Genomic DNA, 24,687 nt, shown 5'->3' with positions numbered 1-24,687 from the left:
CCCGTTGGGCTCCACGTTGACCATTTCCGGAAGCATCTGCGCGCTGGCGACGCCTTTCTCGGCGTCCGGCGAACTCGACCTCGACGCCTTTGGACGCCTGCTGGAATACCAGCTCGAGGGCGGCACGCAGGGTGTGGTGGTGGCCGGATCCACCGGTGAATCGCATTTCCTCGAGCACGGGGAATTCGACCTGCTGCTCTCGTTCGCGGTCGACCGCGTTGCCGGTCGTGTGCCGGTGATCGCAGGTACGGGCGAGGCGGGCACCACGAAAACCATCGCGCTGACCCGACGGGCGAAGTCCCTGGGCGCGGACGCTGCCCTGGTGGTGGCACCGTTTTACGTGCGTCCCACCCAGGAAGGCATGCGCCGCCATTTTACCGAAGTGGCCGACCAGGGCGGCCTGCCGGTGCTGCTCTACAACGTCCCCCCGCGCACCGGCTGCGACATCGAGCCTGCCACCGTGGCGCTGCTGCGCGACCATCCGGCCATCGTCGGCATCAAGGAAGCGCAGGGCGATGCAGCACGTATTTCAGCCCTTGCGGAACTTGTGCGCGCGGATTTCGTCTATCTGTCCGGCGACGACGGCACGGCCCACCAGGCCATGCTGTCGGGCGCCGCCGGGGTGATCTCGGTCGTCGCCAACCTTGTGCCTCGGGCCTTCCGGGCGTTCTGCGATGCTTCGCGGGCCGGCGACACCGGGGCCTACGGCGCTCCGCTGGCGTCGCTGGTCCAGGCGCTCAACTGCGCTCCCAACCCCATCGCGGTCAAGGCCGGGCTGGCGGAGCTGGGGCTGGGGCTGGATACCCCGCGGCTGCCCTTGGTAGCGCTGGTGGAGGGCCCTGACCGGGCCCGTTTGCGCGAAAAGCTTGGCTCTCTGGCACCATTGGCGACTGCGGCCTGATTCAACGCAGGCGTTTTTCCCCTTACGGAACCTCTTCATGAAGAAAAATTCGCTCCTCCTGGCCGTGCCCGCCGTGGCCATGTCCGCCGTCCTGCTGACCGGCTGCGGCATGTTCCGTTCGCACAAGGCCTGGGACAAGGCGCAGCAGGAGAGCCCGCTGGAGATTCCGCCGGGCCTGGATACGCCCTCGACCAGCGCTGCCCTGGTGGTCCCGGAACCGGGTGCGGGCCAGGCCAACCGGCCACGTGAAACCACCGACAGCTTCGTCATGCCCGGCACGGTTGATGACGTCTACAAGCGCGTGGGCGAGGCTTTCAACACCGGCGACCTGGGCCAGGTCACGGCACACGACGACAACGCCCATACCTACGATCTGGCCGTGTCGCAGCAGACCATCGATGCGAAGAAGCCGGGTATGTTCAAGCGCATGTTCAACGGCAAGTCGAAGCAATCCTCCGACGCGTCTTCGCCCGATGCCCGCAAGCTCACCGTTTCGGTAGTGGCCAGCGGCACGGGCAGCCAGGTGAGCGCCCAGGGTGATGGCGCCGCCGTCACCAAGGTGATCGAGTCGCTGCGCGGCCGCCTCGCCAAGTAAGTCAGCGGACCACTGGTAAAAGAAAACCCCGCCTTGATGAGCGGGGTTTTCTTGACGGTACGATACCGGGACATTCAACGCGCCAGGCGTTCAATGACACCCGCCGCAGCTTATTTTTCCAGCAGGTCGAGCTTGCCGGGCTTGCCTTCCCAGTCCTTGGCGTCGGGCAGGCCGTCCTTGCGCTCGGTGATCACCGGCCAGGATTTGGCAAGTTCCGCGTTGAGCGCGACGAAGCCTTCCTGGCCGCCGGGGACGTCGTCCTCGGGGTAGATGGCATTGATCGGGCATTCCGGTTCGCAAAGGGTGCAATCAATGCACTCGTCCGGATTGATAACGAGGAAGTTCGGGCCTTCATGGAAGGCATCGACTGGGCAGACTTCGACGCAATCGGTGTATTTGCACTTGATGCAGTTGTCGGTGACGACAAAGGTCATGCGGGCGCCAAGCAGCGGTAAGTGGTGCTCCCTACGAGACTCGAACTCGTGTTCCCGCCTTGAGAGGGCGGTGTCCTGGGCCACTAGACGAAGGGAGCGGGGTACGACGAAGCGCGGTAGTATAACGGAAATCATCCGCCCGGCAATGGCGCTACCACTCACCATCGTAAGCGGCGGAAAGTTTGGTTACATTAAGAAAATGTCGGGCGCGGGGCGCCCGCAAGGACTACCAACGCTTGAACTCCGACCCAAGGAACGACGCCGCCACCGCGCCACGGATCATCCCGCGCGAGCAGCACTCCATTTCGCGCAAGAACATCTCCAAGGCCGCGCTGCGGGTGCTTTACCGGCTCCATGAATCAGGCTACTCCGCGTTCCTGGTGGGCGGCGCGGTGCGCGACCTGCTGCTCGGTGGACACCCGAAGGATTTCGACGTGGCCACCAATGCCACGCCGGATGAGGTCAAGAAGCTCTTCCGTAACTGCCGGCTTATCGGGCGGCGTTTCCGCCTGGCGCACGTGGTGTTCGGCCCCGAGATCATCGAGGTGGCGACCTTCCGCGGCCTGGGCGAGGAAGGCGCCGAGGGCGGCGACCGCCATATCGTCGACGGCCGCATCGTGCGCGACAACATCTGGGGCAGCATCGAGGAAGACGCCGTCCGCCGCGACTTCCGCGTCAATGCGCTCTACTACGATATCGCCGATTTTTCCGTGCGCGATTATGTCGGCGGCATGCAGGACCTCGCCGACCGCAGCATGCGCCTGATCGGCGATCCGGTGCTGCGCTACCGCGAGGATCCGGTGCGTATGCTCCGCGCGGCCCGGCTGGCGGCGAAACTCGATTTCAGGATCGACCCGGCCGCCGCCGCGCCGTTCGAGGACTTGGGCTACCTGCTGGCCGGGGCGGCATCTGCACGCCTTTACGATGAATCGCTGAAGTTGTTCCTGTCCGGGCACGGCCTGAAGAGCTTCCGCATGCTCGAGGCCTGCGGCCTGCTGAAGTTCCTGTTCCCGGCTACCGCCCGCGCGCTCCAGCGCGGCGACCAGGCCCTTCGTTCGCTGGTGGAGCAGGGCCTGGCCAATACCGACGTACGCGTGATCGAAGGCAAGTCGGTTACCCCGGCCTTCCTGTTCGCCGTGTTGCTATGGGGCGAGGTGCGCGACCAGGCCGTCGACTGGATAGCCCGTGGCATCGAGCCCACCGAAGCCTGGCAACGGGCGGCGGTGCGGGTGGTGGGCGAGCAGTGCCAGCGCGTGGCGATACCGCGCCGCTTCACCCTGACCATGGAAGAAATCTGGGCCTTGCAGCCGCGTTTCGAGCAGGTGCAGCGTAAGCGGGTGTTCCGCCTGATGGCCCACCCGCGTTTTCGCGCGGCCTTTGATTTCCTGGTGCTCAGGGCACCGGAATCCGCTGCCATGGCGCAGTTGGGGGCGTGGTGGCAGCACGCCCAGGCATTGCCGCAGGAGATGCTGGCTGCAGCCCTCGGGGGTGGCCCGCTGCCACCGTCACCGGACGACAAGCCACTCACGCCTGAACGTCCGCCCGTGCGCCGCCGCCGGCGTACGCGTCGACCCAAGGGTGGCAAGGCAGAATCCTGACCATGCCGGTGGCCGTGCTTGCCCATGTGGGACTGGGCAGTAACCTGGGTGATTCCCGCGCCACCATTGCCCAGGCCATCCAGGCCCTGGGGGGTCTGCCCGGATGCGAGCTGCTCATCCGCTCGGCTGATTACCGGTCTCCGCCCTGGGGGCCGGTACCCCAACCCGATTACGTCAACGCCGCGGTGCGCCTGCGCACCCGGCTTACCGCCCCGGACCTTCTCGAAGCCTTGCTGGCCACCGAACGCGCCTTTGGCCGGATCCGGCCAGGCGTGCGCTGGGGCCCGCGCACGCTCGACCTGGACTTGCTGCTTTACGGCGATACGGTATGCGACGTGCCGCATCTGCAGCTCCCGCACCCGCGCATCGGAAGCCGCGCCTTCGTGCTGCTGCCGCTGGCCGACATCGATCCGGAGCTTGAGGTCCCGGGGCAGGGGACGGTGGCGTCGCTAATGGCCCGGGTAGATGCTACCGGTTGTGAGCGCCTGGGCTGACGCACGCCGTCCTTGAGCTTTGCTGCGTTGCGGCAGGATAATCCTTCGTTTCAACTTCATGACGGAGCGCCACGTGTACGCGCAAGATTCGAATGTCCCCGCGCGCAAGGCCGTGACGGTGCCCGCCCTGCGGGCCATGAAGCAGGAGAAAACCCGCATCACCATGTTGACCGCCTACGACGCGAGCTTTGCCGCGCAACTGGAGGCGGCCGGGATCGACGTCGCCCTGGTGGGCGATTCGTTGGGCATGGTGGTGCAGGGGCATGGCAGCACGTTGCCGGTAACGGTCGATCACATGGTCTACCACACGGCTGCGGTGTCCCGGGGGTTGAAGTCCACCTTGCTGGTGGCGGACCTTCCCTTCATGAGCGACCGCGACGTGGCAACGGCCATGGCCACGGCCACGCGCCTGGTGGCCGAGGGAGGCGCTGCGATGGTGAAGATCGAGGGCGCCGGGCACATCTGCGAAGTGATCGCCGCCCTGGCCGACCGGGCCATTCCGGTATGCGCGCACCTGGGCCTTACCCCGCAGTCGGTACACAAGTTCGGCGGCTACAGGGTGCAGGGCAAGGGTGAAGAAGCCGCGGCACGTCTTATGGCCGATGCTCACGCGGTGCAACGCGCCGGAGCCGACATGCTTGTCCTGGAGTGCGTTCCTTCGGCCTTGGCCGGGCGCATCACCGCGGAGCTGGATATCCCGGTGATCGGCATCGGCGCGGGCGCCGGCTGTGATGGCCAGGTGCTGGTGGTCTACGACATGCTGGGCCTTACTCCCGGCAAGCGACCCCGGTTCAGCAAGGATTTCCTTGCCGGGCGTGACAGTGTGGCAGCGGCGATCGACGCCTATGCGAAGGATGTGCGCAGCGGCGCCTTCCCTGCTCCCGAACACAGCTTCTAGAAGAGTCTTATGCAAACCGTGCAAGACGCCGCCGCCCTGCGGGCCATGGTCCGCGGCTGGCGCCAGGCGGGCCAGACCATCGGCTTCGTGCCGACCATGGGTAACCTGCACGCGGGCCACCACTCGCTGCTGAAGCTGGCCCGCGCCCGCACCGATCGCGTGGTAGCGAGCATTTTCGTCAATCCCACCCAGTTCGGGCCGGGTGAGGATTTCGAGCGCTACCCGCGCACCATGGCGCAAGACCAGGCCGGCCTGGCGGAACTGGATATCGACCTGCTGTTCGCACCGGAAGTGTCCACGCTCTATCCGTTCGGCGCTGAAAACAGCGTCAGCATCCATGTGCCTGGTGTGAGCGAAACACTCGAAGGCGCCCACCGGCCGGGGCATTTTGATGGCGTGGCCACCGTGGTGAACAAGCTCTTCAGCCTGGTCCAGCCCGACATCGCGGTGTTCGGTCAGAAGGATTTCCAGCAACTGAAGGTGATCGAGCGGATGGTGCGCGACCTGGCCCTGCCGGTGAAGGTGATGGCAGGAGCTACCCTGCGCGATGCCGATGGTCTGGCACTGAGCTCGCGCAACCAGTACCTCACCCCCGCCGAGCAGACCCGCGCGCCCCAGCTGGCGGCGGCGCTGAAGCAGATGAAGGCGCTGTTCGGTCAGGGCCACGCCCGCCTGGCCATCGAGCAGGCCGCGTCCGCCCGCCTGCAGCGGGCCGGATTCGTGCCCGACTACATCGTGATCCGCCGGGAAGAAGACTTAGCCGAGCCCGCTGATGACGAACGCACGGGTCTGGTGGCCCTGGCCGCCGCCAGGCTGGGCAGCACCCGCCTGATCGACAACCTGCCATTTGACTGATATCCCCTTGATCGACAAGGCCCGGTCCCCATCTTCTGGCCCGACTGGCGCTGCTTAACCTTTCGCCAGCGCATGCCGATACACTGCGCACCTTTTAACGCCTATCCGCACCCCCGGACTTTTCCATGCACCTGAACATGCTCAAGGCCAAGATCCACCGCGCCACGGTGACCCACGCCGAGCTCCACTACGAAGGCTCCATCGCCATCGACGGCAACCTGCTGGACGCGTCGGGCATCCGCGAGTACGAGCAGATCCACTGCTGGAACATCAACAACGGCCAGCGTTTTACCACCTACGCGCTGCGTGCCCAGGAAGGCTCGGGCATTATCTCGGTGAACGGCAGCGCCGCGCACCGCGCCCAGCCGGGCGACCTGGTGATCATCGCTGCCTTCGTGGGCCTGTCCGAGGTCGAGCTTGCCGTGTTCAAGCCGACCATGGTTTACGTCGACCGCGATAACCGCATCACGCACACCAATCATTCGATTCCCAAACAGGCCGCGTAGCGACGTTTTCGTCAAGTTCGCTGCGCTACCATCGGAGGCTTACCGTCACTTGTCCGGAGCCTCCCATGGATGCCACCACCGATCGCGTGCCAGCATTTGCCGAGCACGCGTCCCGCCTCGCCAACACGCACCTGCGGGACTTGCTCAAGGACAAGGCGCGGGGCGACCGCCTGCGCAAGCGGGTAGGGCCGGTACTGCTGGATCTCTCCCGCCAGAAGCTCGACCTTGCCGCGCTCGACGCCGTGGGCGCCTATGTACAGGGTACGAACTGGGAAGCCGCCCGCGACGCAATGTTCGCTGGTGCACACATCAACACTTCCGAAGACCGCGCCGTGCTGCATACGGCGCTGCGCGCCGGTGGCTCGAAGCTGAAGTCGCCCGCGCCCGCAGCCGACCTCGAAGAGATCGAATCCACGCTCAAGCGCATTGAGGCGATCGTCGGCGCGGTGCATGCCGGCAAGGGGCCGGATGTCGGCCTGCCGGCCACCATTACCGATGTCGTCAACGTGGGCATCGGCGGATCGGACCTTGGCCCCCGCCTGGCCGTCGACGCCCTGGCGCAATTCCACGTGCCGAAGCTTCGCAACCATTTCCTTACCAACGTCGACGGCCATGCCGCCGATGGCCTGATGAAAACGCTCGATCCGAAAACCACGATCGTGCTGTTGGTATCGAAGAGCTTCAATACCCAGGAAACCCTGCTCAACGGCAACGTGCTGCGCGACTGGATCGCCACCATTTATGGCGGCGACATCAAGAAGGCCGCCGGTCATTTCATCTCGGTCAGCTCCAACACGAAGGCCGCCGCCGACTGGGGTATTCCTGCCGAGAAAGTGCTGCCGATGTGGGACTTCGTCGGCGGCAGGTATTCGCTTTGGTCGGCGGTCGGGCTATCAATTGCCTTTGCCGTGGGCATGTCGCACTTCCGGGCGTTGCTCGCTGGCGCCGCGATGATCGACGATCATTTCCGCAGCACCCCATGGCAGGAGAACCTGCCGGTGCAACTGGCCATTGCCGAAATATGGAACCGAAACGTGCGCGGCAGCACCAGCCGCGCCGTCGTGCCCTATGTCGATCCGCTGATTGATCTACCTTCGTACCTGCAGCAGCTGGAAATGGAGAGCCTGGGCAAGCACGTTACGCCTGCGGGCGAGCAGGTAACCCAGCCCACCGTGCCGGTGGTGTGGGGCAGCATCGGCACCAACGCGCAACATGCGTATTTCCAGGCGTTGCACCAGGGCACCGATATCGTGCCGCTGGAGTTCATCGGCATCGTCAAGCCCGGCCACAAGCTCGAAGAAAACCACCGCGTGCTGTTGTCGAACCTGCTGGCGCAGGCGGCCGCGCTGGCGCTGGGCAAGACCTTCGATGAAGCCATGGCCGAATCGAAAGACGGCGATCGTGCCATTGCTGCCCAGCGCACGTTCGCCGGTGATCGTCCAAGCACTGTGATCCTGCTCGATGCGCTCACCCCCGAAACCCTGGGTGCGCTCATTTCCCTCTACGAACACAAGGTGTTCATGCTGGGCCACCTTTGGGGCATCAATGCCTTCGACCAATGGGGCGTGGAGCTTGGCAAGGTGATTGCCCAGCAGATCCAGCCGGCATTGAAGGGCAAGTCCGAGCATGCCTTCGACGCATCCACGCAGGCGCTGATCGAGGAAATCGCCGCGCGGCGTTAGGGCCTGGCAGCGTTGCCGTGCGTGGCGTGCTCCGCCAGTGCCCAGGCGACGTGCTCACGCACCATGTCCGATGCATCCAGTTGGCGCGCTTCAAGCGCACGGACGACATCATCGGACGTCGGTGCATTGCCCAACGCGACGGCGATGTTGCGCAACCATCCTTCGTAACCGGTGCGCCGTATCGCCATGCCTTCGGTACGCGAGAGGAATTCCTCCTCGCTCCAGGCGAATAGTGATGTGAGCTTCGCGCCATCCAGGCTGTGCCGTGGCGCGAAGTCAGGCTCGGTGGTTTCCTGCGCGAACTTGTTCCACGGGCATATCAACTGGCAATCGTCGCAGCCGAAGATACGGTTGCCCATCGGCTTGCGCAGGTCCTCCGGGATGCTGCCGCGCAGTTCGATCGTGAGATACGAAATGCAACGCCGCGCATCCAGGCGGTAGGGCCCCACGATCGCCTGCGTCGGACAGATGTCGATGCATCGGCGGCAGGTCCCGCAGTGTGCCGTGGCTGCCGTATCCACGGGCAGCGGCAGGTCGGTGTAGAGCTCGCCAAGGAAGAAATAGGAACCGGCATGGCGGTTGATCAGCACCGTGTGCTTGCCGATCCACCCAAGCCCCGCGTTGCGTGCCAGGGCTTTCTCCAGCACCGGGGCGGAATCCACATAGGCGCGATAGCCGAAATCCCCCACGACCTCGCCGATGCGCCCGGCGAGCTTCTGCAGGCGGTTGCGCATGAGCTTGTGGTAGTCGCGGCCAAGTGCATAGCGGGCCACGTACCCCAGTTCGCCGTCGGCGATCACCGGCCAGGCATGCTGCGTGCCTGGCGGCACGTAGTCCATGCGTACGGAGATCACTCGTTGCGTGTCAGGCTCCAGTTCCGCCGGGCGGCTTCGCTTCGAGCCATGGCGCGCCATGTAGTCCATTTCCCCATGATGGCCGTCGTCCAGCCAGCGCTGAAGGTGGGTTTCGTCATCGCCCAGCGATGTGCCTGAAATGCCGGCCTCGGCGAAGCCGAGCTCGCTTGCCCAAAGCCTGATGTCGTCGGCCAGCTTCCGATAGTCCATGGGTGCATTGTAGTGAATCGGGCCGGCCGTCCTGCGCAAAGTTCCGTTTTGCAATCATCGTCACGGCCAGCCTCCCTATAATGGCCGCCATGACCACGCCAACGCTTGCCGCGGCACTGTTCACCGCGGCCCAATCGCATGCCATCGATACCCGGGCCATGCACATCCTGGGGGTGGATTCCCCCACCTTGATGGCGCGTGCCGCCGATGCCGCCTTTCGTGCCCTGCGACGGCGATGGCCCGAAGCGCGGCGCATCGTGGTGCTGTGTGGTCCCGGGAACAACGGTGGCGACGGCTATTTGCTGGCGCTGCGTGCACGCGAGGAAGGGCTTCCCTCGCGCGTCGTGGCCGTGGTGGAACCGGTAACCGAAGACGCCAGGGCAGCGCGCGACCGTTTCGTCAAGGGCGGCGGTGATGTCTCGGCAAGGCTCGACCTTGCCGGTGCCGACTTGTTGGTCGATGCCCTTCTCGGCACGGGCCTGTCGCGGCCGCCAGGCGACGTCATGGCCCAAGCCATCGAAGCTATCAATGCCGCCGGCTTGCCTGTGCTTGCGGTAGACATCCCGTCGGGGCTCTCCGCCGACACCGGCACCACACCAGGCCCCTGCGTGCGCGCTGATGCCACGGTAACTTTCATTGCGCACAAACGAGGCATGTTCACCCAGGAAGCCGCCGACCATGTCGGCATGCTTGAACTGGCGAGCCTGGGCGCGGACGAGCGCGTGATCGCCGACCAGCTGCCATCGGCCATCCTCATGCAGCCCAGGGCGTTGCCGCCCCGGCCGAGGCAGTCGAACAAGGGCCAGTACGGCCACGTGCTGGCCATCGGTGGTGACCATGGCACCGGCGGTGCGGTACTGATGTGCGCAAGCGCCGCATTGCGCGTGGGTGCGGGGCTGGTAAGCGTGGCCACGCGGACTGAGAACATCGTGGCGCTGCATGCGGCACGGCCCGAACTGATGCCGCGCGCAGCTGACGGCCCGCAATCACTCGAACAGCCACTGGGAAAGGCAAGCGTACTGGCCGTGGGGCCGGGGCTTGGACAGGCTGCATGGGGCCATGCCTTGTGGCTGACCGCGCTCGATGCCGGCAAGCCCATGGTGCTCGACGCCGATGGCCTGAACATGCTGGCCAGGCATCCGCGCAGCTTCAGCACACCGACCATCCTTACCCCGCACCCGGGCGAGGCCGGCCGGCTGCTCGGTTGTGACACCCGTGAGGTCCAGGCCGATCGCTTCGCTGCCGCCACGGCCATCGCGGAGAAATACCAGGCGGTGGTGGTGCTCAAGGGTACCGGCAGCATTGTCGCCGCACCCGACGGGCGCCTGCAGGTGTGCCCCTGGGGCAATCCGGGCATGGCCAGCGGCGGCATGGGCGACATCCTTACCGGCGTGATTGCCGGCCTGCTCGCACAGTGCCCCGGTGACCCATTCGATGCGGCGTGCCTGGGTACCTCGGTGCATGCGCGCGCGGGAGACCTCGTGGCGCGCGGGGGCGAAATAGGCATGGCGGCCACGGACCTGCTGGACACGCTGCGTGCCGTCCTCAATGGCATCGATCATGCGTGAGATCGTCCTGGCCGATGAAGCCGCCACGCAAGGCATCGCCCAGATACTGGCCGCCGGTGTCGACGGCGGCCTGGTGGTTTACCTGCATGGCGACCTCGGCGCTGGCAAGACCACCTTTGCCCGGGCATTCCTGCAGGCACTGGGCGTGGGCGAGCGGGTGAAGAGTCCCACCTACAGTCTGGTGGAATCCTATGACCTTCCCGGCCAGGTTGCCTGGCACCTGGACCTCTATCGCATCGCCGACCCCGGTGAACTGGAATGGCTCGGACTCGACGCGCTGTCCGACGAGGCTTCACTGGTGCTCGTGGAGTGGCCTGAGCGGGGCGCAGACGCGTTGCCGGCCGCCGATGTCCATCTTCGCCTCGCCCATCAGGGCGGCGGCCGCCGATTGCGTGTCGAATCGGCCACGAAACGGGGCAATCGGTTCCTTGAAGGAATTAAGTGATTGTTTTTCCGCTGCAAATCACCTCGCGCCGGCATGGTGACTCCTGATCGAAAACCGTCGCTTGGCGACACTTCCTGCACGAACGCTGACGAATGATGTGCAGGTTATGGATTTATCAGGGAATTCCTCTTGCATTCAGCTGACCGTTGCAGTTCAATCCCGGCCATGAGGGGAATCGTCACCACCGTTGCCGCCGCTTGCCTCGCCATCATCGCGAGCCAACCCGCCGTTGCCACCGATATCAAGGCCGCCCGCGTCTGGGCCGGTCCTGAGTACACGCGAGTGGTGTTCGATCTTTCCGACAACGGCAGATACAAGGTTTCCCCGGGCGACAAGCCGGGCGACATGATTATCGAGCTTCCGGGTGGGAGCCTCGCCGGGGGTTTCCGCGCACCGGGTGCGCAGGGCCTGTTCAAGGGCCTGGATGTGCCGGGGAAGGGCGCCCGCGTGGTGGCGCATTTCGATCCCACCGCCAGGCCGAAGAGTTTCCTGGTCAAGCCCGCGGGCGACTACGGTTACCGCCTGGTGCTGGATCTCTATCCGGGTGATCCGGCCCTGGCCAAGGTCGGCCAGAAGAACGCCGGCACCAGCGATGACGACGACAGCGACGACGATGCCAGTTCAGCGGTAGCCGTTCGCGATGCCCCGCCAGCGCGAACGACCGCCAGTGGCAAGCGCGGGCGCGCCACCGCATCGTCCGCTCCCGTGGCATCGATGCCCGCCAGTGAGCGCAAGGTGGTGGTGGCGGTGGACGCCGGCCACGGCGGCGAGGATTCCGGCGCCCGTGGTGCCACGGGGCTGCTCGAGAAAGACGTCACGCTGAACGTGGCGCGCGAACTTGCCGCGCAGATCAACGCGCAGCCCGGTATGCAGGCCGTGCTCACGCGCAATGGCGACTATTTCATCCCATTGAAGCGCCGTTACCAGATCGCCCGCGAGCACAACGCCGACCTTTTCGTTTCGATCCATGCCGACGCCTTCAAGAACAGCGACGCCAGGGGTTCCTCGGTGTGGGTGCTCTCGCCGCGTGGCAAGACCAGCGAAGCAGCACGGTGGCTTGCCGATCGTGAAAACCGCGCCGACCTCGTCGGCGGCGTCTCGCTGGACGACAAGGACGACACGCTCGCCGCCGTGCTGCTGGATCTGCAGCAGGGCTATGCCATGCAGGCTTCCGAATCGATCGCCAACAACGTACTCAAGGCCATCGGCCAGCTCGGTCCCACCCATCGTGGTTACGTCGAACGCGCCAACTTCGTGGTGTTGCGCTCACCCGATGTCCCCTCGATCCTGGTCGAGACGGCCTTCATCACCAACCCGTCGGAAGAAACCAAGCTACGCAGTAGCGCCCATCGGCAATCACTGGCCACGGCGGTGCTCGGCGGCATCCGCAATTACTTCGCCAACACGCCGCCCCCGGGCACCTGGTTCGCCGCCCAGGCCGCGCGTCGCAATGGCAACAACCTGGTGGCTGTGGCAAAGCGGGCAGAGCCTGTGGTCGAGACAGCCTCGCAGATACAGGCCTCGCCCGTGGTCGGTGCCGCGACCGCTGCCAGCAAGGCCGCCAATAGCGCGGCCAGGCGCACGGCGAAGGCCGTGAACATCGCCCGCGCCGACGACAACGTGCGCGATCTGCACCGTGTCGCGCGGGGTGAGACGCTGCGCGGTATCGCCCAACAGTACGGCGTGAGCGTTGGCTCGCTGCGGCAGGTCAACCAGATTCCCGACAGCGGGGTACGGGCGGGTACGGTACTGGCCATCCCGTCATCCTGACGGCCTTGCTATCCTGCGCCGATGGCATCCATTCGCGCGCTTCCCCCTGAACTGATCAACCAGATCGCCGCCGGCGAAGTCATCGAACGCCCGGCGTCGGTGGTCAAGGAGCTGGTCGAGAACAGCCTCGATGCCGGCGCCCTGCGTATCGAGATCGACATCGAGCAGGGCGGTGCCCAGCTTATCCGCGTGCGCGATGACGGCGCCGGCATCGCCCACGATGAACTGGAACTCGCCGTGGCATCGCATGCCACCAGCAAGATCGGCAGTTTCGACGACCTCGAGCACGTGGCCAGCATGGGCTTCCGTGGCGAGGCGCTGGCATCGGTGTCCTCGGTGGCTCGCGTGGCGCTCACATCGCGCCAGCGCGGTGCCGATGCGGCCTTCCGGCTGGAAGTGGACGGTGGCAAGTTGCGCCAGGCCCGTCCGGCACAACACCCCCAGGGCACCAGCATCGAGGTGCGCGATCTTTTCTACAACGTGCCGGCTCGGCGCAAGTTCCTCCGCGCCGAGCGCACGGAATTCGCGCATATCGACGACCTGCTCAAATCCCTGGCGCTGGCACGGGAAGGGGTTGAGTTCCGCCTCAGCAACAATGGACGGCCGGTGCGCATCGTCAAGGCCGCGCGCGACGAGGCCGGGGCCCTTGCGCGCGTGGCCGAGGTACTGGGCGAGGAATTCCCCTCGCGAAGCCTGCGCGTGGACCACTCGGCCGCGGGCTTGCACCTGGGCGGATGGGTGGGTTTGCCCACCGCGTCGCGTTCACAGGCCGACCAGCAGTTCTTCTACGTCAACGGGCGCCTGGTACGTGATCGCGTGGTGGCACATGCCGTGCGCCAGGCCTACGCGGACGTGCTGTTCCACGGCCGCCATTCCGCATTCGTGCTGTTCCTCACCCTGGATCCTGCCGGCGTTGATGTGAACGTGCATCCGGCCAAGAGCGAGGTGCGTTTCCGCGAGCAGCGCCTGGTCCACGATTTCCTTTACCGCACACTGCACGAGGCACTTGCGCAGACCCGTGCCGGCGTGGCGCCAGTGCAGGCGGTGGTGTCGGCTCCCAACGCATCGTGGACACCTGCATCGCCCGATGCCGCGAACGAACCGCGCCTTTCGCCGATGTCGTGGGGTGCGCGACCTCTGAATCAGCCGCGCCTTACCCTTGGCGTGCGCGACGAGCCGCTGGCCGAGTATGCCGCGCTGTTCGGTAACGCTGCCTCTACCGTACGGGTGCCATTGCCCGATAACGATGACAGCCAGGCCCCACCACTGGGTTTTGCCATTGCGCAGCTGAAGCAGGTGTACGTACTGGCCGAGAACGAGCAGGGCCTGGTACTGGTGGACATGCACGCAGCACACGAGCGCATCACCTACGAGAAACTCAAGAATGGCCGCGCTACCAGCAACCTGCGCTCGCAGCTGTTGCTGGTGCCGCTGTCGATCGCGGTAGGAGCGAAGGAAGCGGCCGCGGCCGAAGAGCATGCCGACGCATTGGCCGAATGGGGCCTTGAGCTTTCGCGCAGCGGTCCATCGGCGATCGTCGTGCGCCGTATTCCCGCACTGCTCGAGGGTGCTGACGTCAGCCAGCTGGCACGTGACGTCTTGTCCGAACTTGCTACCCACGGCAGCTCGCGGCGCCTTCAGGAACTGGAAAACGAATTGCTCTCCACCATGGCCTGTCATGGCTCGGTACGTGCCGGCCGGCGGCTGGGCATCGCCGAGATGAATGCCCTGCTGCGGGAAATGGAGGCCACCGAACGCTCCGGCCAATGCAACCACGGCCGGCCAACGTGGATCCAGCTGTCTTTGACGGAGCTGGACAAACTTTTCATGCGAGGCCGCTAAAGCCATCTGGATGGCCATTCGTGATGTATGCCCCTTGATCGCCGGGGCCTGAGGCCTCATCGTCGTTTATCCACCATAAGCCAGGCGCCACCCATGCTTCGTTCCCTTGCCATCGCCTCGGTCCTTGCCGTCGGAGCGGTGAGTGCCGCCGACACGGATCCGGATTTCATCCGCCAGACCCAGGCCTGGCAGGCGACGCGCGCGGCCAGTCTCAAGGCCCCCGATGGCTGGCTTAGCCTGATTGGCCTGGAGTGGCTCAAGGAAGGCGCCAACCGCGTGGGTTCGGCTGCCGACAACGACATCGTGCTGCATGCAGGTCCAGCTTACCTGGGCACGGTGACGCAGGCGCCCGATGGCTCGCTGTCCATCACGTTGGCGCAGGGCAGCGACGCCACCATCGACGGCAAGCACGTGGCCAGCGCGCCACTCATCGACGACATGCATGCCAAAGGCAAGCCCACCACGGTGGCGTTCGGATCGGCCAGTTTCTTCGCCATCGAGCGTGATGGGAAAAAGGGATTGCGGGTAAAGGATGAAAACGCCGGCACCCGTACCGGTTTCCTCGGCCTGGACTACTTCCCGATCGATGCCTCATGGCGCATCGAGGCCACCTGGGTACCGTTCGATCCGCCCCATGAACTGGAAATCGGGTCGGTGCTGGGTACGGTGAACAAGGAGAAAGTACCCGGCAAGGCCGTGTTCACCCGTAACGGTCATACCTACGAACTGCTTCCCATCCAGGAAGACGCCGATTCATTGTTCTTCGTCTTCGCCGACCGCACCAGCGGCAAGGAAACCTACGGCGCGGCGCGCTTCATTACCACGGGGCTGCCTAAAGACGGAAAGGTGGTGGTTGATTTCAACCAGGCGTACAACCCGCCGTGTGCGTTCACGCCGTACGCCACCTGTCCACTGGCGCCGCCGGAGAACCGCCTTGATGTTCGCGTGACTGCTGGCGAACTGAAATACCGCGGCGGTCATCACTGACCAACCGCGGCACGCTACGGCCGCAGCTAGCGGCCGTGGAAGGCGGGTTTGCGTTTTTCCAGGAAGGCGCCGGTGCCTTCGCGCATGTCCTCTGTGGCGAACGCCAGCGCGAACCCCTGCGTTTCGAACTCGAGCCCGATGTCGATGGCCGCCTCGCCGCCTTGCAACACGGCGTCGAGGATGCCCGCCATCGCCAGCGGCGCGGAGGCCGCCAACTGATCGGCCACCTGGGCCACCGTATCGTCCAACGCATCGGGTGCGACCACGCGGGTGACGATGCCCAAGGCCGCCGCGCGGGCGGCATCGACGGGCGAGCCGAGCAGGCACAGTTCAAGTGCCGCGGCGCGCCCGGCGAGCCTGGCCAACCTTTGGGTGCCGCCGAAGCCCGGGATCAGTCCCAGGTTCACTTCCGGCTGACCGAAGCGGGCTTTCTCGCTGGCGATACGCAGGTGGCAGGCCATGGCCAGTTCCATGCCCCCGCCCAGCGCGAAGCCCTGGATGCGGGCCACCACGGGCTTGCCAAGGCGTTCGATCGACGTCATCAGGCGTTGCCCGGCGCGTGAGAACGTTTGCGCCTGAGCCGGGGTGAGGCCATTCATCTCGCCGATGTCGGCGCCGGCCACGAAAGCCTTCTCGCCGGCGCCGGCCAGCACCACGGCGCGCACGGCGTCGTCCTGCGCGGCCTGGGCGAAGGCCAGGGTGAGTTCACCCAGGGTCTCGCGGTTGAGCGCATTGAGCTTGTCGGGGCGGTTGACGGTGATGGTACGGACCGCACCCCGGTCGGCGACGAGAACGTTGCGGAAGGCCATGCGCTTCTCTCCGGTGAATAAGCCGCCGATGGTAGCGCCGGGAACCTGCGGGCGGGAACCTTCCGGCGCCCGGGCTTTCCAAGATCATCGACGGATCGCTTATGCTGTGCCGTCGCCCCCGAGGGCGAGAGTGGAGGTTCGAATGTCACGACTGCGTTGGTTGCTGCCTTGCCTGGTGTTGGGGACGGCCCCTGTACACGCCCAGCAAGCCGCACCGAAGGCAGCGCCGGCACAACCGGCCACGGTGGTGGACAAGGGCAAGTTGTCCTATGCCATCGGCTACCAGATCGGTGCGCAATTCGCCCGCGCGGGAAGCCCCGATGTCGACATCGCCGCCCTGGTGCGTGCCTTGCAGGATGGCTACGCCAAGCGCACTCCCGCCGTGCCGATGCAGCAAATGCACGACCAGCTGATTGCCTACGACACCCGCCAGCACAACGATGCCCTGGCCGAGTTCCAGCGCATCGGCCAGGAAAACGCACGCAAGAGCACGCAATTCCTGGCCCGCAACAAGGCGCAGCCTGGCGTGGTTACCTTGCCGTCGGGCATCCAGTACGCGGTGATCAAGAATGGCACGGGAGGCGTGCATCCCCGGGTGGACAGCATTGTCACGGTGAACTACCGCGGCGCACTGGTCGATGGTACGGAATTCGACAGTTCATGGGCGCACGGCAACCCCGTCACCTTCACCGTCAACCAGGTGATCCGCGGCTGGCAGGATGTCATTCCCCGCATGCAGGTGGGTGATACCTGGCGCGTGGTGATCCCCGCGTCGCTGGCCTATGGCGAGCGCGGCGAACTGCCGCGCATCGGCCCGAACGAAGCCCTCGTTTTCGAGATTGAATTGCTGCAAATCAAGCAGTAAGCGCGCCTTTAGGCGAAACGCGATACTATTCCCGGTCGATGACCGACTCCCTCGCGCAAGCCATCCTCTCGCCGTGCACCGGCATTTGCCGGCTCGACGCGCGTGGCCTTTGCGAGGGTTGCCTGCGTACCGGTGATGAGATCGCGCGCTGGCGCAGCATGAGCGACGGCGAGCGTCGCCACCTGATGGACCAGGTACTGCCCTCGCGGGAACCGCACTGATGGATGGCGATCGCGACCCATTGGGCCGGGCGTTGCTTTCGCTCGATGCGCCCCCTACCGGGCCGGGATGGAACCATGCCGAGATGGCCGACCTCCTGGGCGAGTCGCCGCGCGCATCCGCAGCAGTGATGCTGGGCTTTCGGGACGATCGCCAGCAACGCCTGGTGCTCACGGTACGCACGCACACGCTGAGCGAACACGCCGGGCAAGTGGCGCTCCCCGGTGGACGTGTCGATGAGGGCGATGCCAATGTCGTCGAGGCGGCGTTGCGCGAAGCGGAAGAGGAAATCGGCCTGCACCGTTCGGCCGTTCGGCCGCTGGGTTTTCTCGATCGGTACGAAACCATCAGTGGCTTTGTGATTACGCCGGTGGTGGCGCGGATCGACGCCGCCGCGCGGCTGCACCCAGCGCCCGACGAGGTGGCTGAGATCTTCGAGGTGCCGCTGGCTTTCCTGGTCGATCCGGTCAACCTGCGGCGCTATACCATGGACTACCGTGGCCACCGGCGGGACATGGTCGAATTCGTCCATGCCGGCCATCGCATCTGGGGTGCGACGGCGGCCATCTTGCTGAACTTGCTGCGACGGATGGGACACGCATGAGCATTGCACCAGTGATCGACGCCGCCACCGCGGCCGGGCTACCCAGCCCACTTTTCGTCGACTGTCGTTTCGACCTGGCCGACCCTTCGGCCGGCGAGGCCGCCTATCGTGCTGGCCACTTGCCCGGGGCGGTCTATGCTCATCTTGACCGCGACCTTTCCGATCATGGCTCGCATGCCGCGCATGCAGGTCGGCATCCGCTGCCGACCGCCGCCCAGTTCGCAGCGCGCCTGTCGGCGTGGGGCTGGCTACCGGGCCGCCACGTGGTGGCTTACGACGGATCGGGCGGCGCGCTGGCGGCGGCGCGCATGTGGTGGCTGCTGGTGATGGCGGGTATTCCGGCCTCGGTGCTTGATGGCGGGACCCAGGCATGGACGGCAGCGGGGCAACCCATGTCCACCGATATCCCGAAGCTCTCGGACACCCACGTGGACATCGCCTTCGACACCGACCTGCTGGTGGACGCCGACGAACTTACCCACCTGATGGCGGAGAACCACGCCGTGCTGGTGGATGCCCGCGCCCGCCCGCGGTATCTGGGCGAGGTTGAACCCATCGACGCGGTCGCCGGCCACGTACCTGGCGCGCTGAACCGCCCGTTCGAACAGAACCTCACCGACGGACGCTGGCGCAGTTCCGCGGAACTGCGCCAATCGTTCGAAACGTTGTTGGGTAATCGCCATCCGGGCGACGTGGTGCACATGTGCGGGTCTGGCGTCACGGCCTGCCACAACGTGCTGGCGATGGCCCAGGCGGGGCTGGATGGCTCACGCCTGTTTGCGCCGTCGTGGAGCGGCTGGTCGAGCGACCCGGACCGCCCCGTCGCGCGCGGTTAGCGCGGTCCCTTCAGGCGCGCCACCAGCGCCGCAAGGGTGGCTTGTGTTTCCTCACTGAAGAAATCGTCGAGGAATCCATCCAGCGGCAGGGAGTCGACGTCGGCGAAGGTGGCGGCAAGGTCGGCGCGTGCCAGTGCGCGCGTGCGGAGCATGGCCTGGCGGGGCAGGGCAAGCAGTTCGCGCAGCCAGACGTGGGCACGGGTATTCACCTGCTCCAGTCCGGAAAGTTCATCCACGAAACCCGCCGCCAGGGCTTGCTCGGCATCGAGCATGGTACCGGCCACCAGCAGGCGTTCGGCCCGATAGGGGCCGACCACGCGCCGCAGCGCCACCTGGATGGCGTCGGGTACCGACAACCCCACCTGTACCTCGTTGAGGCCGATGCGATAAGGGCCATGCGCCATCACGCGGTAGTCGCAGAACAACGCCAGTACCGCGCCGCCGGCGGGGCTGTGTCCGGTAATGGCTGCCACCAGCGGCAATGGCGAGTTCGCCAGGACGCCGCACATCAGGAAGAACTCGCGCCAGTATTCGCGCACCGTGGCGCGGTCGGCGCCGAGCAGCGAGGGTACGTCCACGCCGGCGGAAAACATGCCCTGCGTGCCCGATAGCACGATGCCCTGGGTTCCCTGCGCCGGGGATTGTTCGATCGTCTGGCGCAGCAGTCGCACCAGCTCGACATTCAGCGCGTTGACCGGCGGCCTCGCCAGGCGGATTTCGACGATGCCATCGTCTTGGGGAAGGATGTCGAGCATGGGGCGGGTCCTTTGCGTAACGTCGGTTGTTGGTGGCTGAGAGTGGATGCCGGTTAACGCGCCGGCGCGTCGGCGGCGGTCCAGTTGTAGGTCACGGCGTAGTCGAGGGTGGCCTTGCCATTGGCAGGTACGTCCACGTGGAACTCCAGCGTGTCCGGTGTCTGTTTGACGGGCTTGGCCGATGACGAGGCCAGCTTCCAGTGGTTCCAGCGATAGGGATGGGCGATCACCGTCACCGTCTTCACCTCGTCACCGCCGTTGCTCAGGGTGATCCGGCGGCCTTCGTCCATGCGGTGCGCGGCCTGGTCGACATTGAAGGTCGTCAACTCGTTCTTGCCGCGCAGGTCGATCGCATTGCCCAGCAAAACGTTGGCCTTCTCGCCCTTGGGGGTGTCGGCCATGCGTGTTTCTCCCAGCAGTTCGGCGTTGCCATCGCGGTCGATGGTAAGTACGCGCAGGTAACCGGCCGGAAGCGTGTCGAAGGCGTCGAAGCGTAGTTTGCTGGCCACTTCCTGGCTATCGCCCAGGTTGAAGGCGCGGTTGATCATCGGCTGGCCTGGCTGGAAGCCCGTGCCGGGTAGCTCATAGACGCTCTCGCGCTCACAGGCTACGTCGCGCGTGGTGTAAAGCGGTACCTGGCTGATACTGCCGTCGGGAAGCGTCACGGCCCCCGGCAAGGTGTAGGTGCGGTAGTCGCCGAGTGTCTGCTGGCGCAGGTCGACGCTCGATGCGTTCGCCATGAACAACTTGTCGCTGCGCATCGCCGGGGCCGGTGCCGCGGCATAGGCCACGGGCTTCTCCATGTTCGGCGACCCGGCCACCAGTTTGACCTGGGCATCGGTCCAGTCGCGGCCGCTGCGGTTGGCGACGCTGGCGCGCGCCTGGAAGTTCATGCGGCAGGTACCGCCGGCCGCCAGCGTGCCGATGTAGGAGGCGCGCCAACCCAGGCCCTGGGTGGGGTAATCCAGCGCCGCGGCATCGTTGCCGGCGCTGCCGTCGGCCACGCGCACGTTAAGCGTGGCGCCGGTATCGGGGAAATCGCCATGCGAGGACACCGCGGCGAAATCCCGGACCACGACGGTGGACCCTGCGCCATCGCGAAGTTGCAGGCCATCACCGGCCCGCAACAGGGTGCCGGTGGCGATGGGCTGACCAGACGTGCCGATCACAGTCACCTGCTTGCCCACCATGGCCGCCAAGGTGGCGCTACCGCCGGCAGCCGAGGTGAGTCGCTGCGAGGCGACGCGCGCCTTGCCGGAAAAGCGCAGGGATAACGCCTCGGTATCGAGGAAATAGGGAAAGCCGCCCAGCACGATGTCCTGGCTACCGCCGGTGAGCGCGATGTCCCGCTTCTCGTGCACCACGGCGTAGCCGTCCTGTACCGGCCCGCTGGCCTGCACGCTGAACAGTTGCGCGCCATCAGCACGATAGATCGTAAGGTTCACGCCGTCGGCGGCGAAGGCCACCGGAGTGGCAGCAAGGAAGCCGAGCAGGCAGGCAAGCGGTCGCTTGGTCACGGACGAACTCCATTCGTGGCGGGTCCGCCGATCATAACGACCACGAATGAACAAAAGGGAAGGTCAGTCAGCCAACGTGCGCTCGCCCGCCTTGCGAATGGCCGCCGGCAATGGCACGGGCTTGCCGTCGCGGGGATTCATCCACACCAGCACAACATTGCCGTCGCTGTACAGGAGGTGGCGATCGCCGGCGTCGACGATTCGGTGGGCGATGGTGAGCGAGCTGTTGCCCACCCGTTCGCAGAAAAGCTCCACCGCCAGCTCGGCCGGCCAGCCGATGGGTGCGCGGTAGTTGAGCGAGCTTGCCGCCAGTACCGGCACGGCGTTCTCGTCGTACCAGCCCGGCACATGGCTAAGCCATTGCAGGCGGGCCTCTTCCAGATAGGTGAGGTAGCTGGAATTGTTGACGTGGTTGAATGCGTCAAGGTCCCTCCAGCGAACGCCGATGGGTGCGCGATGGAGGAGACCCGGAATATCTTCCATGGCGGTTTGGGTCACGCCGTCTTCCTTTTCTTCTCGGCCGGTTGCGTTGTTGCGGCAGCTTTGCCGGCCTTGGCCGGGGCGGCGACCTTGGTGGCGGCGACCTTGCCATTTTTCCTGGCCGTTGCCGGCCTGGCTTGCGTGGCCAGGTGTGATTTGAGGAATCGACCGGTGTGCGATGACGGCGTGGCTGCCACCGTCTCGGGCGTACCGTTGACCAGGATGCGGCCACCACCGGCGCCACCCTCGGGGCCGAGGTCGACTACCCAGTCAGCCGTCTTGATCACGTCCAGGTTGTGCTCGATCACCACCACGGTGTTGCCCTGTTCCACCAGTTGGTGCAGCACGTCCAGGAGCTGCTCGATGTCATGGAAGTGCAGGCCCGTGGTGGGCTCGTCCAGGATGTAAAGCGTGCTGCCGGTATCGCGCTTGGACAATTCCTTGGACAGTTTCACGCGCTGGGCCTCGCCGCCGGAAAGCGTGGTGGCACTCTGTCCGAGCTTGATGTAGTCAAGCCCCACCGCACGCAGCGTGTCGAGCTTGCGCGCGATCACCGGCACCGGTTCGAACAGTTTCAATGCGTCCTCCACCGTCATCTCCAGCACGTCGGCGATGGTATGGCCCTTGTAGTGGATCTCCAGCGTTTCGCGGTTGTAGCGCTTGCCGTGGCACACATCGCATGGCACGTACACATCCGGCAGGAAATGCATCTCCACCTTGATCATGCCGTCGCCTTCGCAGGCTTCGCAGCGACCGCCGCGCACGTTGAAGCTGAAGCGGCCAGGCAGGTAGCCCCGCGCGCGCGATTCGGGTACCTGGGAGAACAATTCCCGCAACGGGGTAAACAGGCCCGAATAGGTGGCCGGGTTCGAACGCGGCGTGCGGCCGATCGGCGACTGGTCGATGTCCACCACTTTGTCGAACAGTTCCAGGCCCTCGATCGACTCGTATGGCGCGGGCTGCATCGATGAGCCATTGAGTTCGGCGGCGGCCAGGGCGAACAGTGTGTCGTTTACCAGCGTGGATTTGCCCGAACCCGATACACCAGTGATGCAGGTGAACGTGCCAGTGGGGATTTCAAGATCCACGCCCTTGAGGTTGTTGCCGGTGGCGCCGCGCAGGGCCAGCCAGTAGTCGTCCTTGGCCTGGCGCCGCTTTTCGGGAACCGCGATGCCGCGTTTGCCTGACAGGTACTGGCCGGTGACCGAACGCGGCGCCTTCAACAGATCGGCAAGCGTTCCCTGGGCCACGATCTCGCCACCGTGCACACCTGCCCCCGGGCCGATGTCCAGTACATGGTCGGCGGCACGGATGGCGTCTTCGTCGTGTTCGACGACGATCACGGTGTTACCGAGGTCGCGAAGGCGCGTGAGCGTGCCCAGCAGGCGCTCGTTGTCGCGCTGGTGCAGGCCGATGGAGGGTTCGTCCAGCACGTACATCACGCCTACCAGGCCCGCGCCGATCTGGCTGGCCAGGCGGATGCGCTGCGCCTCACCGCCGGAGAGCGAATCGGCCTGGCGATCGAGCGTGAGGTAGTTCAGCCCCACATCGTTCAAGAAGGTAAGGCGCTCGGCGATCTCCTTGACGATCTTTACCGCGATTTCATTGCGCCAGCCGGTGAGTTTTAAGGTGCCGAAGAATTTAAGCGAATCGTCGATGGGGAGCGCCGTGATCACCGGCAAGGGCTGGTCGGCAACAAACACATTTCGCGCCGAACGGTTCAGGCGCTGTCCGCCGCAGTCGGGGCAGGGATGGTCGCTGATGTACTTGGCCAGTTCCTCGCGCACCGCGGCCGATTCGGTTTCCTTGTAGCGGCGCTCAAGGTTGGGCAGGATCCCTTCGAAACGATGCTCGCGGGTAACCTTGCCGCCACGCTCGGTGAGGTAGCGGAAGGCGATGACGTCCTTGCCGGAGCCATGCAGCACGGCCTGTTTGGCTTTGGCGGGAAGACCCTGCCATGGTTCATCAGGATCGAAGCCGTAGTGCTTGGCCAGCGACATGATCAGCTGGAAATAATGCGCGTTGCGCCGGTCCCAGCCTCGGATCGCGCCGCCGGCAAGGCTCAGTTCCGGATGACCCACCACGCGCGTGGCATCGAACACCTGGGTCACGCCCAGGCCGTCGCAACCCGGGCAGGCGCCGGTGGGCGAGTTGAAGGAGAACAGCCGCGGCTCGAGTTCCGGAAGCGAGTAGTCGCACAGCGGGCAGGAGTAACGCGAGGAATACAGTTGCTCGGGCGCTTTGGCATCGTCCATGTTGACCACGATGGCAATGCCGTCGCCCAGCCGCAGCGCTGTTTCGAACGATTCGGCCAGGCGCTGCTTGATATCCGCGCGCGGCTTGAAACGATCGATCACCGCTTCGATCGTGTGTTTCTGGCGCAAGGTAAGAGGCGGTACGGCGTCGAGGTCGTACACCACGCCATCGACGCGTGCGCGCACGAATCCCTGGGCGCGCATCTGCTCGAACACCTGTACGTGCTCGCCCTTGCGGTCGCGGATCACCGGGGCCAGCAGCATCCAGCGCGTGTCGGCATCCAGGGCCAGGGTGTTGTCCACCATCTGGCTTACCGTCTGCGCTTCCAGCGCGATGCCGTGGTCGGGACAGCGCGGGGTGCCCACGCGGGCGTAAAGCAGGCGCAGGTAGTCGTAGACCTCGGTGATGGTGCCCACGGTGGAACGCGGGTTGTGCGAGGTCGACTTCTGCTCGATCGAGATGGCCGGTGAAAGGCCCTCGATATGGTCGACATCGGGTTTTTCCATCATCGACAGGAATTGCCGGGCATACGCGGAAAGCGACTCCACGTAACGACGCTGGCCTTCGGCGTAGATGGTGTCGAAGGCCAGCGAGGATTTACCCGAGCCGGACAATCCCGTGATCACGATCAGCTTGTCGCGCGGGAGGTCCAGGTCGATGTTCTTGAGGTTATGCGTGCGGGCGCCGCGTATGCGGATGGTATCCAT

General features: G+C 65.5%; 22 protein-coding genes, 1 tRNA gene and 1 pseudogene. 16 read left to right on the top strand and 8 right to left on the bottom strand.

The genetic code is table 11. The features are described 5' to 3' along the window. Positions 1-16: 16 nt before the first annotated feature. Complete coding sequence (gene dapA, locus VGM61_RS02360; protein WP_331521141.1) at positions 17-901, top strand: 4-hydroxy-tetrahydrodipicolinate synthase; 885 nt, start codon at positions 17-19, stop codon at positions 899-901. 37 nt (positions 902-938) lie between these two features. Next, the gene (locus VGM61_RS02355) at positions 939-1,496 is read left to right on the top strand and encodes a hypothetical protein (RefSeq protein WP_331521101.1); all 558 of its coding nucleotides are present in this window, start codon (positions 939-941) and stop codon (positions 1,494-1,496) included. Positions 1,497-1,606: 110 nt separating this feature from the next. Here the strand turns inward: VGM61_RS02355 and fdxA are convergent, their stop codons facing one another. Both fdxA and VGM61_RS02345 read right to left on the bottom strand, forming a co-directional pair. Next, on the bottom strand, positions 1,607-1,930 hold the full coding sequence (gene fdxA / locus VGM61_RS02350; protein ID WP_331521100.1) for a ferredoxin FdxA: 324 nt from the start codon (positions 1,928-1,930) through the stop codon (positions 1,607-1,609). Between the two features lie 22 nt (positions 1,931-1,952). Further along, positions 1,953-2,028: transfer RNA gene (locus tag VGM61_RS02345), tRNA-Glu, on the bottom strand. Between the two features lie 138 nt (positions 2,029-2,166). Between VGM61_RS02345 and pcnB the strand changes: the two genes are divergently transcribed. The 6 genes from pcnB (at position 2,167) to pgi (ending at position 7,963) form a co-directional block, all read left to right on the top strand. Continuing rightward, positions 2,167-3,528 carry a polynucleotide adenylyltransferase PcnB gene (pcnB, locus tag VGM61_RS02340; RefSeq protein WP_331521099.1) on the top strand — a complete coding sequence of 454 codons (1,362 nt, stop codon included), beginning with the start codon at positions 2,167-2,169 and terminating at the stop codon, positions 3,526-3,528. A gap of 2 nt (positions 3,529-3,530) precedes the next feature. After that, the gene (gene folK, locus VGM61_RS02335) at positions 3,531-4,022 is read left to right on the top strand and encodes a 2-amino-4-hydroxy-6-hydroxymethyldihydropteridine diphosphokinase (RefSeq protein ID WP_331521098.1); all 492 of its coding nucleotides are present in this window, start codon (positions 3,531-3,533) and stop codon (positions 4,020-4,022) included. A gap of 58 nt (positions 4,023-4,080) precedes the next feature. Continuing rightward, complete coding sequence (gene panB, locus VGM61_RS02330; protein ID WP_331521097.1) at positions 4,081-4,920, top strand: 3-methyl-2-oxobutanoate hydroxymethyltransferase; 840 nt, start codon at positions 4,081-4,083, stop codon at positions 4,918-4,920. Between the two features lie 9 nt (positions 4,921-4,929). After that, the gene (gene panC, locus VGM61_RS02325) at positions 4,930-5,775 is read left to right on the top strand and encodes a pantoate--beta-alanine ligase (RefSeq protein WP_331521095.1); all 846 of its coding nucleotides are present in this window, start codon (positions 4,930-4,932) and stop codon (positions 5,773-5,775) included. A 125-nt stretch (positions 5,776-5,900) separates the two neighbouring features. Next, positions 5,901-6,281, top strand: a complete 381-nt coding sequence (gene panD / locus VGM61_RS02320; protein WP_331521094.1) for an aspartate 1-decarboxylase — start codon at positions 5,901-5,903, stop codon at positions 6,279-6,281. A gap of 65 nt (positions 6,282-6,346) precedes the next feature. Next, on the top strand, positions 6,347-7,963 hold the full coding sequence (pgi, locus tag VGM61_RS02315; protein WP_331521093.1) for a glucose-6-phosphate isomerase: 1,617 nt from the start codon (positions 6,347-6,349) through the stop codon (positions 7,961-7,963). Here the strand turns inward: pgi and queG are convergent. After that, positions 7,960-9,027, bottom strand: a complete 1,068-nt coding sequence (queG, locus tag VGM61_RS02310) for a tRNA epoxyqueuosine(34) reductase QueG (protein ID WP_331521092.1) — start codon at positions 9,025-9,027, stop codon at positions 7,960-7,962. The genes pgi and queG overlap by 4 nt on opposite strands. Before the next feature lie 89 nt (positions 9,028-9,116). Here queG and VGM61_RS02305 point away from each other — a divergent pair, with 89 nt between their 5' ends. The 5 genes from VGM61_RS02305 (at position 9,117) to VGM61_RS02285 (ending at position 15,639) form a co-directional block, all read left to right on the top strand. Continuing rightward, positions 9,117-10,595 carry an NAD(P)H-hydrate dehydratase gene (locus VGM61_RS02305; protein ID WP_331521091.1) on the top strand — a complete coding sequence of 493 codons (1,479 nt, stop codon included), beginning with the start codon at positions 9,117-9,119 and terminating at the stop codon, positions 10,593-10,595. Continuing rightward, positions 10,588-11,040: a tRNA (adenosine(37)-N6)-threonylcarbamoyltransferase complex ATPase subunit type 1 TsaE gene (tsaE, locus tag VGM61_RS02300; protein WP_331521090.1), complete on the top strand. Its 453-nt coding sequence runs from the start codon at positions 10,588-10,590 to the stop codon at positions 11,038-11,040. The genes VGM61_RS02305 and tsaE overlap by 8 nt, the downstream gene beginning before the upstream one ends. 165 nt (positions 11,041-11,205) lie before the next feature. Further along, positions 11,206-12,810, top strand: coding sequence for an N-acetylmuramoyl-L-alanine amidase (locus tag VGM61_RS02295; protein WP_331521089.1), 1,605 nt, complete (start codon positions 11,206-11,208; stop codon positions 12,808-12,810). Between the two features lie 21 nt (positions 12,811-12,831). Beyond that, complete coding sequence (gene mutL / locus VGM61_RS02290) at positions 12,832-14,652, top strand: DNA mismatch repair endonuclease MutL (RefSeq protein ID WP_331521088.1); 1,821 nt, start codon at positions 12,832-12,834, stop codon at positions 14,650-14,652. 93 nt (positions 14,653-14,745) lie between these two features. Beyond that, positions 14,746-15,639, top strand: a complete 894-nt coding sequence (locus VGM61_RS02285; RefSeq protein WP_331521087.1) for a DUF1684 domain-containing protein — start codon at positions 14,746-14,748, stop codon at positions 15,637-15,639. A 26-nt stretch (positions 15,640-15,665) separates the two neighbouring features. Here VGM61_RS02285 and VGM61_RS02280 read toward each other — a convergent pair whose 3' ends face one another. Further along, on the bottom strand, positions 15,666-16,448 hold the full coding sequence (locus VGM61_RS02280) for an enoyl-CoA hydratase-related protein (RefSeq protein WP_331521086.1): 783 nt from the start codon (positions 16,446-16,448) through the stop codon (positions 15,666-15,668). Between the two features lie 142 nt (positions 16,449-16,590). Between VGM61_RS02280 and VGM61_RS02275 the strand changes: the two genes are divergently transcribed. The 3 genes and pseudogenes from VGM61_RS02275 (at position 16,591) to VGM61_RS02265 (ending at position 18,972) form a co-directional block, all read left to right on the top strand. Then, complete coding sequence (locus VGM61_RS02275; RefSeq protein ID WP_331521085.1) at positions 16,591-17,313, top strand: FKBP-type peptidyl-prolyl cis-trans isomerase; 723 nt, start codon at positions 16,591-16,593, stop codon at positions 17,311-17,313. A gap of 38 nt (positions 17,314-17,351) precedes the next feature. Then, positions 17,352-18,136 (top strand): annotated as a pseudogene (locus VGM61_RS02270) (NUDIX hydrolase). Continuing rightward, positions 18,133-18,972, top strand: coding sequence for a sulfurtransferase (locus VGM61_RS02265; protein WP_331521084.1), 840 nt, complete (start codon positions 18,133-18,135; stop codon positions 18,970-18,972). Before VGM61_RS02270 ends, VGM61_RS02265 begins: the two are co-directional and overlap by 4 nt. Here VGM61_RS02265 and VGM61_RS02260 read toward each other — a convergent pair. From VGM61_RS02260 to uvrA, 4 genes are all read right to left on the bottom strand, one after another. Then, positions 18,969-19,727 (bottom strand): enoyl-CoA hydratase/isomerase family protein, encoded by a 759-nt coding sequence (locus tag VGM61_RS02260; RefSeq protein WP_331521083.1) that lies wholly within the window; start codon positions 19,725-19,727, stop codon positions 18,969-18,971. The two genes, VGM61_RS02265 and VGM61_RS02260, sit on opposite strands and share 4 nt — an antisense overlap. 53 nt (positions 19,728-19,780) lie before the next feature. Then, positions 19,781-21,244 carry a DUF4139 domain-containing protein gene (locus VGM61_RS02255; RefSeq protein ID WP_331521082.1) on the bottom strand — a complete coding sequence of 488 codons (1,464 nt, stop codon included), beginning with the start codon at positions 21,242-21,244 and terminating at the stop codon, positions 19,781-19,783. 63 nt (positions 21,245-21,307) lie between these two features. Further along, entirely contained in the window at positions 21,308-21,727 is a 420-nt protein-coding gene (locus VGM61_RS02250) for a thioesterase family protein (RefSeq protein ID WP_331521140.1), read from the bottom strand. Positions 21,728-21,738: 11 nt separating this feature from the next. Further along, a complete protein-coding gene (uvrA, locus tag VGM61_RS02245; protein WP_331521081.1) occupies positions 21,739-24,687 on the bottom strand; it encodes an excinuclease ABC subunit UvrA in 2,949 nt (982 codons plus the stop codon).

This window comes from Pinirhizobacter sp. (assembly GCF_036499745.1).
Lineage (GTDB): Bacteria > Pseudomonadota > Gammaproteobacteria > Xanthomonadales > Rhodanobacteraceae > Pinirhizobacter.
The sequence above is the reverse complement of the archived record's forward strand: the minus strand, read 5'-3'. Positions and strand labels throughout refer to the sequence as shown.